The organism is Paracoccus sp. T5, from assembly GCF_048538155.2.
GTDB lineage: Bacteria > Pseudomonadota > Alphaproteobacteria > Rhodobacterales > Rhodobacteraceae > Paracoccus.
On the sequence record NZ_CM135809.1, the window covers coordinates 2,045,261 to 2,061,680 of the forward strand.

At 66.9% G+C, this 16,420-nt stretch carries 14 protein-coding genes; 4 read left to right on the forward strand and 10 right to left on the reverse strand.

Annotated features, from left to right (window positions below):
- Positions 1 to 227 precede the first annotated feature (227 nt).
- The 5 genes from ACNR9W_RS10125 to ACNR9W_RS10145 form a co-directional block, all read right to left on the reverse strand.
- Positions 228 to 3,851 carry a vitamin B12-dependent ribonucleotide reductase gene (locus tag ACNR9W_RS10125; protein WP_419267452.1) on the reverse strand — a complete coding sequence of 1,208 codons (3,624 nt, stop codon included), beginning with the start codon at positions 3,849 to 3,851 and terminating at the stop codon, positions 228 to 230.
- A 433-nt stretch (positions 3,852 to 4,284) separates the two neighbouring features.
- Positions 4,285 to 4,827, reverse strand: coding sequence for a 5-formyltetrahydrofolate cyclo-ligase (locus tag ACNR9W_RS10130; protein ID WP_419267451.1), 543 nt, complete (start codon positions 4,825 to 4,827; stop codon positions 4,285 to 4,287).
- Complete coding sequence (gene mgtE, locus ACNR9W_RS10135; protein WP_419267450.1) at positions 4,824 to 6,227, reverse strand: magnesium transporter; 1,404 nt, start codon at positions 6,225 to 6,227, stop codon at positions 4,824 to 4,826. Before mgtE ends, ACNR9W_RS10130 begins: the two co-directional genes overlap by 4 nt.
- Positions 6,228 to 6,275: 48 nt before the next feature.
- Positions 6,276 to 7,088 (reverse strand): inositol monophosphatase family protein, encoded by an 813-nt coding sequence (locus ACNR9W_RS10140; protein WP_419267449.1) that lies wholly within the window; start codon positions 7,086 to 7,088, stop codon positions 6,276 to 6,278.
- A 138-nt stretch (positions 7,089 to 7,226) separates the two neighbouring features.
- Positions 7,227 to 7,586, reverse strand: coding sequence for a helix-turn-helix domain-containing protein (locus ACNR9W_RS10145; protein ID WP_419267785.1), 360 nt, complete (start codon positions 7,584 to 7,586; stop codon positions 7,227 to 7,229).
- A 180-nt stretch (positions 7,587 to 7,766) separates the two neighbouring features.
- On the opposite strand from ACNR9W_RS10145, the gene ACNR9W_RS10150 reads away from it, so the two are divergent.
- Together ACNR9W_RS10150 and ACNR9W_RS10155 are read left to right on the forward strand one after the other, a co-directional pair.
- Positions 7,767 to 8,735, forward strand: coding sequence for an NADPH:quinone oxidoreductase family protein (locus tag ACNR9W_RS10150; protein WP_419267447.1), 969 nt, complete (start codon positions 7,767 to 7,769; stop codon positions 8,733 to 8,735).
- Positions 8,736 to 8,842: 107 nt separating this feature from the next.
- Positions 8,843 to 9,589: a Bax inhibitor-1/YccA family protein gene (locus ACNR9W_RS10155; protein WP_419267446.1), complete on the forward strand. Its 747-nt coding sequence runs from the start codon at positions 8,843 to 8,845 to the stop codon at positions 9,587 to 9,589.
- Between the two features lie 73 nt (positions 9,590 to 9,662).
- Here the strand turns inward: ACNR9W_RS10155 and ACNR9W_RS10160 are convergent, their stop codons facing one another.
- The 4 genes from ACNR9W_RS10160 to rplU form a co-directional block, all read right to left on the reverse strand.
- Complete coding sequence (locus ACNR9W_RS10160) at positions 9,663 to 10,673, reverse strand: LLM class flavin-dependent oxidoreductase (protein WP_419267445.1); 1,011 nt, start codon at positions 10,671 to 10,673, stop codon at positions 9,663 to 9,665.
- A 106-nt stretch (positions 10,674 to 10,779) separates the two neighbouring features.
- Positions 10,780 to 11,334, reverse strand: coding sequence for a GNAT family N-acetyltransferase (locus ACNR9W_RS10165; protein WP_419267444.1), 555 nt, complete (start codon positions 11,332 to 11,334; stop codon positions 10,780 to 10,782).
- A 141-nt stretch (positions 11,335 to 11,475) separates the two neighbouring features.
- Positions 11,476 to 11,748, reverse strand: a complete 273-nt coding sequence (rpmA, locus tag ACNR9W_RS10170; protein WP_111298064.1) for a 50S ribosomal protein L27 — start codon at positions 11,746 to 11,748, stop codon at positions 11,476 to 11,478.
- 12 nt (positions 11,749 to 11,760) lie between these two features.
- Positions 11,761 to 12,141, reverse strand: a complete 381-nt coding sequence (rplU, locus tag ACNR9W_RS10175) for a 50S ribosomal protein L21 (RefSeq protein WP_419267443.1) — start codon at positions 12,139 to 12,141, stop codon at positions 11,761 to 11,763.
- Positions 12,142 to 12,402: 261 nt separating this feature from the next.
- Between rplU and ACNR9W_RS10180 the strand changes: the two genes are divergently transcribed.
- Positions 12,403 to 13,401, forward strand: coding sequence for a putative zinc-binding metallopeptidase (locus ACNR9W_RS10180; protein ID WP_419267442.1), 999 nt, complete (start codon positions 12,403 to 12,405; stop codon positions 13,399 to 13,401).
- Here the strand turns inward: ACNR9W_RS10180 and ACNR9W_RS10185 are convergent.
- Positions 13,398 to 15,209: an ABC-F family ATP-binding cassette domain-containing protein gene (locus ACNR9W_RS10185; RefSeq protein WP_419267440.1), complete on the reverse strand. Its 1,812-nt coding sequence runs from the start codon at positions 15,207 to 15,209 to the stop codon at positions 13,398 to 13,400. The two genes, ACNR9W_RS10180 and ACNR9W_RS10185, sit on opposite strands and share 4 nt — an antisense overlap.
- Positions 15,210 to 15,316: 107 nt before the next feature.
- Here ACNR9W_RS10185 and ACNR9W_RS10190 point away from each other — a divergent pair, with 107 nt between their 5' ends.
- Positions 15,317 to 16,315, forward strand: coding sequence for a Fe(3+) ABC transporter substrate-binding protein (locus ACNR9W_RS10190; RefSeq protein ID WP_419267439.1), 999 nt, complete (start codon positions 15,317 to 15,319; stop codon positions 16,313 to 16,315).
- Positions 16,316 to 16,420 lie beyond the last annotated feature (105 nt).

Below are 16,420 nucleotides of genomic sequence, written 5' to 3' on the forward strand. Positions count from 1 at the left end.
CGTCAAGCGGCCAGTGCCGGGCCCGCGCGCGTTTTTCGCGGTTGTTGTCAATCGGCTGCGGGCGGTCGGCGATCCATGAAAAACCCCCATGCGGGGGCGCATGGGGGGAGAGGTCCTGCGCGTCTTTTGCGCGCTTTCTGCTGCGACAGGTTGCCTGGCCCGTCAGGGTCACGCGTCACCCGGATCGGGCGCGGCCAGCCTTGTGGCGGTCCGCGCCCGATCCGTCTTCAGCTGCACCCACTGGTCGATCCGCAGGTGTTGCACTTCATGCAGGTCCCGTTGCGGACCAGGGTATAGTTGCCGCATTCGCCGCAGGGATCACCCTCATAGCCCTGCATCCGGGCCTTGGCGCGGGCATCAAGGCCGCCGGGCTGAAAACCGGCCGCAGGTTCAACGATGCCCGTCACCACGGCAGCGGCCGAGACCCCGCCCTGCAGCACCATCAACTCCTGCGGCAGGCGCTTGCGCAGATAGCCGGCGCTGCTGATCTGCTTGAGCATGGTCAGCGACTTCAGCTCGGTCTGCTCGTTGACCGGGGTGGTGTCGCGGCCTTCGCCCTCGCCGCCGCCCATGTCGTCAAAGCGCGCGCCCTCGGGCTTCACATGCGCCAGGTCGGTGCGGTCCAGATAGCTGACCGCCAGCTCGCGGAACACGTAATCCAGGATCGAGGTCGCGTTCTTGATGCTGTCATTGCCCTGCACCATGCCCGCCGGCTCAAACCGGGTGAAGGTGAAGGCGTCCACGAACTCCTCCAGCGGCACGCCGTATTGCAGGCCCACGGACACGGCGATGGCAAAGTTGTTCATCATGGCGCGAAAGCCCGCGCCTTCCTTGTGCATGTCGATGAAGATCTCGCCCAGCTTGCCGTCGTCATATTCGCCGGTGCGCAGATAGACCTTGTGCCCGCCGACGATGGCCTTCTGGGTATAGCCCTTGCGCCGCTGCGGCAGCTTTTCGCGATTGCTGCGTACGATCTCCTTGACGATGATCCGCTCGATGATCTTCTCGGCCAGGACCGTGGCCTTTTCCTGGTTGCTGCCGGTGGCCAGGATCTCTTCGGCCTCCTCGTCATCCTCGACCAGCGCGCTGGCCAGGGGTTGCGACAGCTTTGATCCGTCGCGATAAAGGGCGTTGGCCTTGATCCCCAGGCTGTGGCTCAGCTCATAGGCCGCCAGCGCATCCTCGATGGTGGCGCTGTTGGGCATGTTGATCGTCTTGCTGATCGCGCCCGAGATGAAGCTTTGCGCCGCGGCCATCATGCGGATGTGGCTGTCCACCGACAGATAGCGCCTCCCCTTCTTGCCGCAGGCATTGGCGCAGTCGAAGACCGGCAGATGCTCGGCTTTCAGATGCGGCGCGCCCTCCAGGGTCATGGTGCCGCAGACATGGTCATTGGCGGCCTCGATCTGGGCGCGGGTGAAGCCCAGGTGGCGCAAGAGGTCAAAGGTCGGGTCGCCCAGCTTTTCAGCCGGGATGCCCAGGGTGCCGCGGCAGAAATCCTCGCCCAGGGTCCATTGGTTGAAGACGAAGCGGATGTCGAAGGCGCTGGCCAGGGCGGCCTCGACCTTTTCGATCTCGCGCGCGCCAAAGCCGTGGCCGGCCAGCGAGGCGTGGTTGATCGCCGGGCAGTTGCCCAGGGTGGCGTGACCGACAGCGTGGCCGATGATCTCCTCGATCTGGGCGCTGGCATAGCCCAGCATCTCCAGCGCGGCGGGAACCGACTGGTTGATGATCTTGAAGTAACCGCCGCCCGCCAGCTTCTTGAACTTGACCAGGGCGAAATCGGGCTCGATCCCGGTCGTGTCGCAATCCATCACCAGGCCGATCGTGCCGGTGGGCGCGATGACCGTGGTCTGGGCGTTGCGATAGCCGTGCTGTTCGCCCAGGGCCAGCGCCTCGTCCCAGGCCGCGCGGGCCAGGGCGACCAGCGACGGGTCGGCGCAGTTGGCGGCGTCCAGCGCCACGGGGGCCACGTTCACGCCCTCATAGCTGCCGGTCCCTTGGGCGGCGGCGCGGTGGTTGCGGATCACCCGCAGCATGTGGTCGCGGTTCCGGGCATAGCCCGGGAAGGCGCCCAGTTCCGCCGCCACCCGGGCCGAGGTCGCATAGGCCACGCCGGTCATGATCGCCGACAGCGCGCCGCACAGCGCCCGCCCCTGGTCGCTGTCGTAACCCTGCCCCATGTTCATCAGAAGACCGCCGATATTGGCGTAGCCCAGGCCAAGCGTGCGGAAATCGTAGCTGCGCTGCGCGATCTGCGGGCTGGGGAACTGCGCCATCAGCACGCTGATCTCCAGCGTGACGGTCCAGAGCCGCGTGGCATGGACATAGGCATCGGCGTCAAACCGGTCGCCGGTCCAGAAGGTCAGCAGGTTCATCGAGGCCAGGTTGCAGGCCGTGTCGTCCAGGAACATGTATTCGCTGCACGGGTTCGACCCGCGGATCGCGCCGTCTTCGGGGCAGGTGTGCCAGGCGTTGACCGTGTCGTGGAACTGGATGCCGGGATCGGCGCAGGCCCAGGCCGCATGGCCAATCTGGTCCCACAGCTCGCGCGCGCTGACGGTCTTGGCCACCTTGCCGTCGGTGCGGCGGATCAGCTCCCAGGGCGCATCCTCGCGCACGGCGCGCAAAAAGGCATCCGTCACCCGGACCGAGTTGTTCGAGTTCTGGCCCGAGACGCTGACATAGGCCTCGCTGTCCCAATCCGTGTCATAGGTGGGGAATTCGATGCTGTCGAAGCCCTGGCGCGCGTATTGCAGCACCCGGTTCACATAGGTTTCCGGGATCATCGCCCGCTTGGCCGTGCGGATCGCGGTCTTCAGCGCGTCGTTCACGGCCGGATCGGTCGCATCCGCCATGCTGCCGTCCCAGGCCTTGATGGCGGCAAAGATCTCGTTCAGCTGCCGCTCGTGCATCTTCGAGCCGGCGACCAGGCTTGCGACCTTCTGCTCCTCGATCACCTTCCAGTTCACGAAGGCCTCGATGTCGGGGTGATCCATGTCACAGATCACCATCTTGGCCGCGCGCCGCGTGGTTCCGCCCGACTTGATCGCGCCCGCCGCACGGTCGCCGATCTTCAGGAAGCCCATCAACCCGCTGGACTTGCCGCCGCCCGACAGCCGCTCGCCCTCGCCGCGCAGGCTGGAGAAGTTGGTGCCGGTGCCGCTGCCATACTTGAACAGGCGCGCCTCGCGGACCCACAGGTCCATGATGCCGCCCTCGTTCACCAGGTCGTCGCTGACCGACTGGATGAAGCAGGCATGGGGCTGGGGATGCTCATAGGCGCTGTCGGACTTGACCAGCTTGCCGGTCCGGTGGTCGACATAGAAATGCCCCTGGCTGGGACCATCGATACCATAGGCCCAGTGCAGGCCGGTGTTGAACCATTGCGGGCTGTTGGGCGCCGCCATCTGGCGGGCCAGCATGAAGCGCATCTCGTCGTGATAGGCGCGGGCGTCGGCCTCGGTGCTGAAATAGCCGCCCTTCCAGCCCCAATAGGTCCAGGCCCCGGCCATCCGGCCAAAGACCTGCGCGGCGCTGGTCTCTCCGCCAAAGCGCTGGTCCTGGGGCAGTTCCGCCAGCGCCGCCTCGTCGGGAATGCTGCGCCACAGGAATTCGGGCACGCCCTTTTCGCGCACCCGCTTCAGCCGCGCCGGAACGCCGGCCTTGCGAAAGTATTTCTGCGCGATCACATCGCTGGCGACCTGGCTCCAGCCCTCCGGCACCTCGACCTGGTCGTTGCGGAAGACGATCGTCCCGTCGGGATTGCGGATCTCGCTGGTGGTCGTGGTAAAGCGGATCTCGCCATAGGCTCCGCCGGTTTCGGTGGTAAAGCGCCGTTCGATCTTCATGCCTGCCCCATCCTGTCTCATCGGTGCCAGCGGCGCGACAGGACATCCCCCGGCCTTTTACCAAGGCGGGTCAGGCGGCAGGGCCGCCCGGGGGCTGATCGTCCGGGTCTTGCGATGTGGAAGGCGGCTTTTGCCCCACCACATCTTGTGCCGCTTTGGCTGTGGCCTACAAACTGGCCCCAGTTTCCGGGCCTTTCAACAGGTTTCTTTTGGATAGAAGAGGCGAAACACCGTTGACAGGCGGCCCTGTCGCCCCCGTCCAGATTCGCGCACATGCCGGGCAGGAAAAACGGCCGGATTCAGCCAGTTTTTCTATTTTTCCCTGGCTTTTCAGCTGCATGAAACGGGCGTTTCAAAGGTTGTCCACAGCCTTATCCCGGCCTCATCCTCAGGTTGCGCACAGCTGGTGCAAAAGCACCACAGTCGGCGGCTTTCAGCGCAGCGGGTGCAGTGCCCCCGCATCGGTCACGATCAGGTCCAGGGGCTGGTCATAGGGGTCGGCCGGGATCGCGGGCAGCTGCTGGCAGGCGAAAGCCAGGCCGATGGCGGTGACGGGGCCGGATTTCCGCAGCAGTTCCAAGGTCCTGTCATAATAGCCGCCGCCATAGCCAAGCCGGTTACCCTGTGCGTCGAACCCTGCCAGCGGCACGATCAGCACCTGGGGCACCGCAAGGGGCGCCGAATCGGCCGGATGCAGGGTCCCCCAAGGCCCGGGCACCAGATCCTCGCCCTGCCAGGTCCGGAACAGCAGCGGCTGCGCCGGTCCCGGCACCACCGGCAGGCAGACGGGCCCCCGGTGGGCGGCCATCGCGGGGCGCGGATCGGCCTCTCCGCGCATGGGCCAATAGCCCGAGACGACCTTGCCCGCATGGGGCGCCAGGGCCGCGATCAGGTGCCGGTCCAGCGCGGCCGCATCGCCACCCGCCGCACGGGCCTCCAAGGCCTGCGCGCGCAGGCGTTGCTTGTCGTCGCTCATATCAGGATCACCGTTGCCAGGCCCAAGAAGGCAAAGAACCCCATGACATCGGTCATGGTGGTCACGAAGGTCCCCGAAGCCAGCGCCGGGTCGAGGCCCAGCTTGTTCAGGGTCAGCGGCACCAGGACGCCGCCCAGGGCCGCCACGATCTGGTTCACCACCATGGCCATGCCCAGGACCATGCCCAGCTGCACGTCGCCAAAGATCAGCGACCCGGCCAGCCCCAGGATCACCGCCAGCCCGACGCCGTTCAGGATGCCCGCCCCCAGTTCGCGCATCACCACGCGCCGGGCGTTCGAGCGGTTCAGGTCGCGCGTGGCCAGCGCCCGGACGGCGACGGCCAGCGACTGCGTCCCGGCGATGCCGCCGGTCGAGGCCACGATGGGCATCAGCGCCGCCAGCGCCACCAGCGCGGTGATCGTATCCTCGAACCGGCTGATGACGATGGCTGACAGCGAGGCCGTGAACAGGTTGATCACCAGCCAGGGCAGGCGCTGGCGTGCAGTGGTGAAGGGCCCGTCCGACACGTGGCTTTCGTCGTTCACCCCGGCCAGGCGCAGGATGTCCTCCTCGTGCTCCTCGTCCAGCACGGCCATGGCGTCGTCGATGGTGATGACGCCGACCAGCCGGTCATGGGCGTCTACCACCGGGGCCGAGATCAGGTGATACTGGTTGAAGACATAGGCGACATCGCCTTCCTCGGCCTGGGCGCTGATGGTGCGGAAACTGTCCTCGGCCAGGTCGCGCAGGGCAGCGTCGCGGCGCGAGGCCAGCAGCCGGCCAAGCGTGACATAGCCGATCGGGTGGCGACGCGGATCGACCAGGATGACGTGATAGAACTGTTCGGGCAGCCATTCCTCGTTGCGCAGAAAGTCGATGGTCTCGCCCACGGTCCAATGTTCGGGCGCGGTCACCACTTCGGACTGCATCAGGCGGCCGGCCGAATATTCGGGATAGGTCAGCGACTGCTGGACGGCGGCGCGGTCGCTGTCGTCCAGGGCGGCCAGGATCTCGGCCCGCTCGGGTTCGGCCAGATCCTCGATCAGGTCCACGACGTCGTCGCTGTCCATCTCGCGCACGGCCTCGGCCAGCACGTCGCGGGGCAGCAGCTCCAGCACCTCCTCGCGGATCGACTCGTCGATCTCAGACAGGATCTCACCGTCGATCTCGCCGGAATAGAGCTGCAGGAACTGGCGGCGCCGGGCCGGGGTCAGCCGCTCGATGATGTCGGCGATGTCGGCGCCGTGCATCGGCTCCAGAAGGGTGTTCAGCATCTCCTGGTCGCCGTCGCCGATGGCGGCGTCGATGCGGGCCAGAAGCTCGGGGCGCGGCTCGAAATCGTCCTCGCGCTCGGTCTGGATTGGAGTGTCGGTGCTGAGCGGGCTCTTGTCGTCGGCCATGCTGCCCTTCCTGTGGGTCGGTCGTGTCGGTGTCGGGTCGAGGGCCGGTCAGCCGTTCAGCAGCGCCAGTGCCGCCGCATGCAGATCGGGCGAGGCGGCGGCGATCACCTGCCCGCCCTGGGCCGCCGATCCGCCCTGCCAGTCGGTGACGACGCCGCCAGCGGCCTCGACCACGGCCAGGGGTCCCGCGATGTCATAGGATTGCAGCCCGGCCTCGATCACCAGGTCGATCTGGCCCAGGGCCAGCAGCGCATAGGCATAGCAGTCCAGCCCATAGCGCGTCAGGCGTACCTTGTCCGCCACGCGGCGAAAGGCTGCGGCCTCGTCGGGGGTGCCGATCTCGGGGAAGGTGGTCAGCAGCGTGGCCTGGTCCAGCGTCACGCCGCTGCGCGCCCGCAGCGGGCGGCTGCCCTGCGCGGTGGTCAGGAGGGCCCGCCCCAGGCCGCCCTCGAACCGTTCGCCGGTATAGGGCTGATCGATCAGGCCATAGGGAACCCCCTGCCCGTCCGACAGCCCGATCAGGACCCCCCAGCTGGCCGCCCCGCACAGAAAGGCGCGGGTGCCGTCGATCGGGTCCAGGATCCAGGTCAGGCCGCTGGTCCCGGGCTGGCTGCCGTATTCCTCGCCAAGGATCGCGTCCTGGGGACGCATCCGGGCCAGGACCGCGCGCATGGCCTGTTCGGCCGCGCGATCCGCCTCGGTCACCGGGTCGAAATCCGCCGGGCGCTTGTTTTCGGTCAACAACCCGTCGCTGCGGAACAGCGGCAGGATCGCCGCGCGGGCGGCGTCGGCCATGCAATGCGCGGTGCGGATGATCTGGGGCGCATCGGTCTGCACATCGATCGGCAAGGCGTGCTGCATCTTGGCCCCCTGAAGCTGAGTTGGGCACGGTGTAACGCGTCCAGGGCTCGGGGGCCAGCGGCCATTCCGGGCTGTCGTCCCGCGGTCATGCGGCGCGGGGCGACAGCAGGGTCATCCGCCTTCTGGCGGTCGGGGCAGTCAAGCGGCGTCGGACAGGACCCGCGCCAGTTCGAAGATCTGGCGGCGCTGCGCCTCGGGCATCGCGTAATAGGCACGAACCAGCTGCAGCGCTTCCTTGTCGGCGAAGATGTCGCCTTCAACCACTGCGTGCAGCTCGCCGTCGTGCAGCCCTTCGAAGAAGAAGCTGACGGGCACGTCGACGGCCCGGGCGATGTCCCAGAGCCGCGAAGCCGAGACGCGGTTCATCCCGGTCTCGTATTTCTGGATCTGCTGGAACTTGATCCCGACCTTGTCGGCCAACTGCTGTTGAGTCATGCCAATCATCCAACGACGATGGCGAATACGCTTACCAACGTGAACATCTACACTGTGCTTCATAACCAACTCAACCTCTTCAATCTAAAGAGGCAGTAGCTCAGCAGGGCTCGCTTTTCGAGTGTCAACTTGGTTAACAGCCCGTTTCCTGACCAAAAAGACAGGTCCTTGCAGGTCCTGAACAGGCCGGTGGGAATGGCGCGCGGGAGATGCCAACCTTGACCGCAAACCGCAGGAGAAAAAATGGAAGAAGTGATTCGCATAGGCTGTATTCCGGCGATCGGTGCCGAGCCCGGGATTGCAAGTGCCCCCGCCCCGCGGCCGGCCGAGGATCAGGTTCTGGTCCGGATGCGCGCATCAGCCCTGAATTTCGCGGACCTTCTGAAGGCCAAGGGACAGTATCAGGAGGCCGCCGAGGCGCCCTTCATCGCCGGCCTCGAGGGTGCGGGCGAGGTTGTCCTGGCTCCGGAGGGCAGCCGCCTGACCCCCGGAATGCGGGTGGTCGTGTCCTGGCCGGGCACCATGGCCGAGGTGATCGCCGTGCCCGAACGGGCGGTGCAACCCTTTCCCGACGGCATGAGCTTTGAACAGGCGGCAGGCTTCCAGGTGGCCTATGGTACTAGTCACCTGGCCCTGGCCGGACGCGCGGCGCTGAACCCGGGAGAGACGCTGGTGGTCCTGGGGGCGGCCGGCGGCGTCGGGCTGACCGCCGTCGAGATCGGCCGGGCGATGGGCGCAAGGGTCATCGGCGTGGCGCGCGGGGCCGACCGGCTGGCCAGCGTAACCGCCGCCGGCGCCCAGGAGGTCATCGACAGCAGCGACTGCCCCGACCTCAGGGCCGCATTGCGCGACCTGGGCGGCGCGGACGTGATCTACGACCCGGTCGGAGAGACCGCCGGAGAGGCGGCGTTTCGCGCGCTGAAGCCGGGCGGGCGGTTCCTGGTCATCGGCTTTGCCGGCGGCCGCCCTCCGGAGCTGCCGCTGAACCACGCGCTGGTCAAGAACATCGCCATCCACGGCTTTTACTGGGGCGGCTATCGCAAGCTGGACCCTCAGGCGCTGCGCGACAGCATGACCAGCCTGTTCGGGATGTTCACCGAAGGCCGCCTCAAGCCCCATGCCGGAGAGGTTCTGCCGCTGGATCAGCTGGCCCAGGGCTACCGCCTGCTGAGAGAGCGCCGCAGCATCGGGAAGGTCGTCATTACCCTGTGAATTGCGCCAATTTGACGCGGTCGCGCCATTGAAAATTTTTGCGCCCCGGACGATATTCATCAAGGAACGGGACGCCAATGTCCCGCCTGTCTTATGGGGAGACGTCAATGGCAGATTACAACACGTACCGCGCCACGCAGGCCGTCGGCAGCCGCCAGTCGGTGGTCGACGAAGGCCTGCGGGCCTACATGAACAAGGTTTATGGGCTGATGGCGGTCGGCATGGGTGTAACCGCCGTGGCAGCCTATGGCATCTCGACCGCCGCCGTCACGGCGGACGGGCAATTGAGCGCGCTTGGCGCCGCGATCTACACCTCGCCTCTGAAATGGGTGATCATGTTCGCGCCGCTGCTGATGGTCTTCGCCTTCGGCGCGGCGATCAACCGGCTGTCCGTCTCGGCCGCGACCGGCGTCTTCTATGCCTTCGCGGCGCTGATGGGCCTGTCGCTCAGCTCGATCTTCCTGGTCTATACCGGGACCTCGATCGTGCAGACCTTCCTGGTGACCGCGATCGCCTTCGCGGGCCTGTCGCTCTGGGGCTATACCACCAAGAAGGACATCTCGGGCTGGGGCAGCTTCCTGATCATGGGCGTGATCGGCCTGATCGTGGCCTCGATCGTGAACATCTTCCTGCAGTCCTCGGGCATGCAGTTCGCGATCTCGATCCTGGGCGTGCTGATCTTTGCCGGCCTGACCGCCTATGACACGCAGAACATCAAGAACACCTATCTGCAGATGGCCGGCTCGGATGCCGACTTCATCGGCAAGACGGCGATCATGGGTGCGCTGCGGCTCTATCTCGACTTCCTGAACCTGTTCATGTTCCTGCTGCAGTTCATGGGCCAGCGCGACTGATCCTGACTGAAACGACAAACGGAAAGGCCCCGCCGATTGCTCGGCGGGGCCTTTTTCTTGTGTCCGGGGCCGGTCAGGCGGCGTTTGCCAGCCTCAGGCCCTGGGCCGCCTCGGCCGCCAACTCAAAGCTGTGCAGCCGGGCGGCGTGGTCGTGGATCTGGCCGGTCAGGATGATCTCGTCGGGCCGATAGGTGCCCACCAGCTGCGCCAGCTGGTCCTGCACCTGCGCCCGGTCGCCCACCGCGCTGATGCGCAGCGCGCGGTCCACGCCCTGCCGCAACTGCGCGCCGATCTCGGCATCGATATCCGCCACGGGGCGGGGCAGCTTGCCGGGCATGCCGGTCCGCAGCCGTGCGAAGGCCAGCTGCATCGTCGTACGCAGGAAAGTGGCCTGCCCCGGATCGTCGGCGGCAAAGACATTGATCGCCATGATGGCGCGCGGCGCCTGCCCCCAAGGCGAAGGGCGAAAGTTCGCGTGATAGAGCGTCAGCGCCCGATCCAGGTCATCCGGCGCGAAGTGGCTGGCAAAGGCATAGGGCAGGCCCAGATGGGCGGCCAGCTGCGCGCCGTAAAGGCTGCTGCCCAGGATCCAGATCGGGACATTGGTGCCCTCGCCCGGCAGGGCCCGGACCGCGGCGCCGGGCCGCTCGGGTCCCAGATAGTCCAGCAGCTCGACCACGTCCTGCGGAAAGCTGTCGGCCATCGGATCACGACGCAGCGCGCGGATCACCGCGCCGTCGCCGCCGGGCGCCCGCCCCAGCCCCAGGTCGATGCGGTCGGGAAAGGCGGTGGCCAGCGTGCCAAAGGCCTCGGCCACGGTCAGGGGCGCGTGGTTGGGCAGCATGATGCCGCCGGCGCCCACCCGGATGGTCCGCGTGGCCTGCGCCACAAGCCCGATCAGGACGGCCGTGGCCGCGCTGGCGATGCCCGGCATGTTGTGATGCTCGGCCAGCCAGAAACGATGATAGCCCCAGTCCTCGGCATGCCGGGCCAAGTCGATGGTGTTGCGGATGGCATCCTGCGCCGTGCTGCCCTCGGGCACCGGCGACAGGTCCAGAAGCGAATAGGGAAGGTTCTGTGTCATGGGCAGGATTTAAGGCCGGCGCCGGCCATTGCAATGGCCGGCGCCCTTATCCTGTCGCCCATGGTGCCCAAATCGGCGGGACAGACTTGCCGCCCAGGCCTGCGGATCAGAGCATCTTGCGCAGATAGGTCCAGGTCGGGACACGCGCGCCACGCGCGACAGACCAGCTTTCGGCATCGCCCAGATAGACGAAGCCGCAATTGGTCAGCACGCGGGCCGAACCCGGATTGTCCTGGAACGCCTCGGCGAACAGCGTGCGCGCGCCATGCGGATTGGCCTCGACCAGCGCGGCCACGGCTTCGGTGGCAAAGCCGGTGTTCCAGAAGCCCGCGCCGATCCAGAAGCCCAGTTCAGACTGGTCTCCCTCCATCCGGGTCAGCGAGACGACGCCCAGCAGCTCCGCCAGGCGGTTCTGCGAGCCGTCGATGGCCCAGACATCCTCGGTCCGGTCGGCGGCCAGAGCACGGGCCACGAAGGCCTCGGAGGCGCCGCGCGGAAGCGGATGCGGGATGGCGCGGGTCCCCTCGGCCACGCGCTTGTCGGCGGTGTAATGCGAGATCATTCCCGCGTCGGACGCGCGCAACGGGCGCAGCACGAAACGCTCGGTCCTGATCTCGGCCTGATGCGACGACCCCGCATCGACGGGCTTGAGGTCATCCAACCGGCTTCCCTCCCTCAAAGGTGCAGACATTACCATGTTCCCTCCCCCGGAAACTGGCCAGAATAAAAAATGACGGCATAAACGGTTCGGGGGACCGGCTTGCGCCGATCCCCCTTCTAACATCGAAATGTTACTCTTGGGTTACTCGGCTGCTTCGAGCGCGGCGGGAATCACCGAAATGAAGGTGCGCCCTTTCAGGCCCTTCTTGAAGGTGACATGGCCATCGGTCAGCGCGAACAGGGTGTGATCCTTGCCCATGCCGACATTGTCGCCCGGCCACCAGGTGGTCCCGCGCTGACGTGCGATGATGTTGCCCGCGATGGCAGCCTGGCCACCGAACAGCTTGACGCCGAGACGGCGGCCGGCGCTGTCGCGACCGTTGCGGGAGGAACCGCCTGCTTTTTTATGTGCCATGGGTCGTTCTCCTTACGCTTCAGCGGCGTCTTGGGCCGGGGTCTTCGCACGTGCGCCGACCGCGGCTTTCACGCCGGTCTTGTCCGCGCCATTTTCCAGCACGTCGGTCACGCGCAGCAGGGTCAGCTGCTGGCGGTGGCCGCGCGTCCGCTGCGAGCTGTGCTTGCGGCGGCGCTTGACATAGGTGATGACCTTGTCGGCCTTGATCTGGTCGATCACTTCCGCCTGCACGCAGGCGCCGCCGACCAGCGGCGCACCCAGGGTGCCGCCGACCATCAGGATCTCGTTGAACTGGACCTTGTCGCCAGCTGCGGCATTCAGTTTTTCAACGCGCAGGACGTCACCCGCCTGCACCTTGTACTGCTTGCCGCCCGTCTTCAGAACCGCGAACATCGCTTCTTATCCTTCATAACCCGCGTCCTGCGGCCCCGGCATCGCCGGTGTTCCGGGGGCTTTCCCCGCCTTCGGACAGCGCACCCGCAGATCGGGTGTCATTGAAAACAATTGACCGGCCAAGGGCGATTGCCCTGCCGGTCCGGCGCATATGGCGCATCGGGTCTGTCAAGTCAAGCATCCTGGCTTTGAAGCATGCGCCAAGGAACCGCCCAGCCGGTCGCGGGCTTGTTCCCTGCCAGACACGGGACCTTTAAGGCCATGCAACGCTTCAGCTGCCCGCTTTGCGGAACAAGCGCCTATTTCCACAACCTCACCTGCGCCTGCGGGGCGCACCTGGCCTATGATCCCGAGGCGCGGGCGATGGTGACGGACGTCCCCTTCTGCGTCAACCGCGGGCGCATCGACTGCAACTGGACCGCGCCGCGGCAGGGGGCCTTCTGCGCCTCCTGCGCCATGTCACGGGTCGTGCCGGTGCTGCATGTGGGGGACAACCTGCGGCTGCTGGCGCGGGCCGAACGTGGCAAGCGGTGGGTGCTGGCGAACCTGGCGCAATGGGGCTGGTTCACCCGCACCGATACCGGCGCCCGGCCGCGGTTCCTGATGCTGTCGGAACATACCGGCGGGCGCACGCAGCGCGTGGTCATGGGCCATGCCAAGGGCCAGATCACCATCAACGTCACCGAGGCGGACGAGCTGATCCGTTTGAAGCGGCAACTGGACCTGGGCGAGCAGTACCGCTCCATGGTGGGCCATTTCCGGCACGAGATGGCGCATTTCCTGTTCGACCGTCTAACTGCCCTGCCCGGCTTTCTGCCCGCCTTCCGCGACATCTTCGGGGACGAACGCGAACCCTATGGCGAGGCGCTGAAACGATATTACGCCGACCTGCCCGATCCGGGCGAGGATCACATCACCCGCTATGCCGCCGCCCATCCGCACGAGGACTGGGCCGAAAGCGTCGCCCATCTGCTGCACATGGTCGATTTCACCGACAGCTTCGTCAGCACCGGCCTGACCATGGGGGGCGTTCCCGACGGCTATCGCCCCTATGCCGAGGACGACACCCCGCGCCTGCTGGGCATCGCCTCCGAGGTGGCCATCGCCGTCAACGACATCAACCGCGCGCTGGACAACGGCGACCTTTATCCCTTCGTGCTGACCGGGCCGGTGCGCGCCAAGCTGGCCTTTGCGCACCACTGGCTGCGCAGCGCGCTCGGGGCGGCCGCGGCGGCGCATCCTGAACGCCACAGCGCCTAGACGGCAGCCTTTTCCTCCAGCGACAGCCACTCATCCTCGGCATCGGCCAGGGCGGCCTGGCGTTCGCTCAGCGCAAGGCTGGCCTTCTGGAACTTGGCCGGGGCGGTCTGGAACAGGTCCGGATCCGCCAGGAACTCGGACAGCTTGGCGATCTCGGCCTCCAGGCGCTGGATGACGGACGGCAGCTCGTCCAGCCGGTGCCTTTCGGTAAAGCTCAGGCCGGACTTGCCCGCCCTGGGCTTATCCTCGACCGCCTGCGCGGGCCGTGCGGCGGGGGCCTGCGGCTCTTCGGCGGCGACCTCGCCGCGCTGCGCCTGATAATCGCTCCAGCCGCCGGCATAGACGGTGGCGCGGCCATCGCCCTCCATCGCGACGGTCGTATCCGCCACCCGGTCGATGAAATCGCGGTCGTGGCTGACCAGCAGCACGGTCCCGTCATATTCGCCCAGCAGGTCCTGCAGCAGGTCCAGCGTTTCCACGTCCAGATCGTTGGTCGGTTCGTCCATGACCAGCAGGTTCGAGGGCTTGGCCATCAGCCGCGCCAGCAGCAGGCGCGCCTTTTCGCCGCCCGACAGGCTGCGCACGGGCGCCCGCGCCTGGCCGTCATCGAACAGGAAATCCTTCAGATAGGCCACGACATGCTTGGGCGTGCCGCGCACCATGACCTGGTCGGCCCGGCCCGACACGCGCATGTCCGGATCGCCGGTCAGCGATTCCCACAGTGTCTGGTCGGGGTTCAGCGCCGCCCGCGCCTGGTCGAAGACGGCGATCTCCAGATTGGTGCCCATGGTGACCGTGCCCTCGTCGGGAGCGATCTCTCCGGTCAGCATCTTGATCAGAGTGGTCTTGCCGGCGCCGTTGGGGCCGACAAAGGCAATGCGGTCGCCGCGCTGGATGCGCAGGTCGAAGGGGCGCAGGATGGTGCGCTCGCCAAAGGTCTTGGCGATGCCCTTGGCCTCGATCACCTTCTTGCCGGACTGGGTGCCCGAATCCAGCGCCATGGCGGCGGTGCCCTGGCGGCGGATCTGGCTGCTGCGCTCGGCCCGCAGGGCGGCCAGCGCGCGGACGCGGCCCTGGTTGCGCTTGCGCCGGGCGCTGATGCCCTCGACCGCCCACCGGGCCTCGGCCTTGATCTTGCGGTCCAGCTTGTGGCGGGCGTCGTCCTCGGCCGCCCAGGTGGCCTCGCGCCAGTCCTCGAACCCCTCGAAGCCGCGCTCCTGCCGGCGGACCTGGCCGCGGTCGATCCACAGCGTCGCGCGCGTCAGGCGGCGCAGAAAGGCGCGGTCGTGGCTGATCAGCACGAAACCGGCGCGGGTCTGGGACAGGTGCTCCTCCAGCCAGCCGATCGCCTGGATGTCCAGGTGGTTCGTCGGCTCGTCCAGCAGCATCAGCTCCGGGGCCTGCGCCAGCAGCCGTGCCAGCGCCGCACGCCGCCGTTCGCCGCCCGAGGCGGTGTCCACCGGCCGGTCGGGGTCGAACTTCAGCCCCTCGGCCGCCATGTCGACGCGGTAACCCTCGCCCTCGGGCAGGCCGTCACGGGCGAAATCGCCAAGCGTGGCAAAGCCCGACAGGTCGGGGTCCTGCTCCATGTATCCGGTCGAAACGCCGGCCGACAGCACGACCTCGCCGCGGTCGGCCTCGACCAGGCCCGCCATGACCTTCATCAGCGTCGATTTGCCCGACCCGTTGCGCCCGACCAGCGCCACCCGGTCGCCCGGCTGGACGTTCAGCGACAAGCCGTCAAAGATGGGATCGCCGCCATAGGTCAGCGAGATTTCGGAAAGTTGCAAAAGGGGTGTGCGTGCCATGCCCGCGCCCTAGCCCGCCGCCGCGTCGCGGTCAATCCGTCCCATTGCTTGACAGCTTCGGTCGGAATTGGCACAACCCGCCTGGAATTCTGACCAAAGGAGTCAACATGCGCAGCCTGATCCTTGCCTCACTGCTGGGTGCCACCGCGATGCCTGCCCTGGCCCAGGAGGTGAACGTCTATTCGCACCGCCAGCCCGAGCTGATCCAGCCGCTGGTCGATGCCTTCACCGCCGAAACCGGCATCAAGGTCAACGTGGCCTTCGTGGACAAGGGCATGGTCGAGCGCCTGCAGGCCGAGGGCGACCGCTCGCCCGCCGACCTGGTGCTGACCGTGGACGTGGCGCGCTTGGGCGAGGTCAAGGAAGCCGGCGTCCTGCAGCCGGTCGAGGACGAGGCCCTGGATGTGGTCCCCGACCGCCTGCGCGATGCCGACAACCAGTGGTTCGGCCTGACCACCCGCGCCCGGATCGTCTATGCCCACAAGGAGCGCGTGGCCGATGGCGAGGTGACCACCTATGAGGACCTGGCCGATCCCAAATGGCAGGGCCGGCTTTGCACCCGCACCTTCACCAACGACTACAACGTCGCGCTGACCGCCGCCTACCTGGCCCATCACGGCGAGGAAGAGACGCTGGCTTGGCTGGAAGGCCTGAAGTCGAACCTGGCCAAGTCGCCCGAGGGCGGTGACCGCGACCAGGTCAAGTCGATCTGGGCCGGCGAATGCGACATCAGCCTGGGCAACACCTATTACATGGGCGCCATGCTGAAGGACCACGAACAGAAGGAATGGGCCGAGTCGGTCCGCATCGTGTTCCCGACCTTCGAGGGTGGCGGCACGCATGTGAACGTCTCGGGCATGGCGATGACCAAGGCAGCCCCGAACCGCGAGGCCGCGCTGCAGCTGATGGAATTCCTGGTCAGCGACGAGGCACAGCGCATCTATGCCGAAACGAACAACGAATTCCCGATCAAGGAAGGCGTGGAACGGTCCGAACTGGTCGCCAGCTGGGGCGAGTTCACCCCCGACGACCTAGCCCTGTCCGAGATCTCGGACCTGCGCCCCAAGGCGCTGGACCTGATCGAGCGCGTCAACTTCGACGGCTGACCGGCGGGGCACTGCCCCCGGCATCACGGGTGAAACGGAAGGCGCAGGCAAGGGCTTGCGCCTTTTTCATGGGGCGGCAATGATCCGCGCGTCCCGGGACAGGAG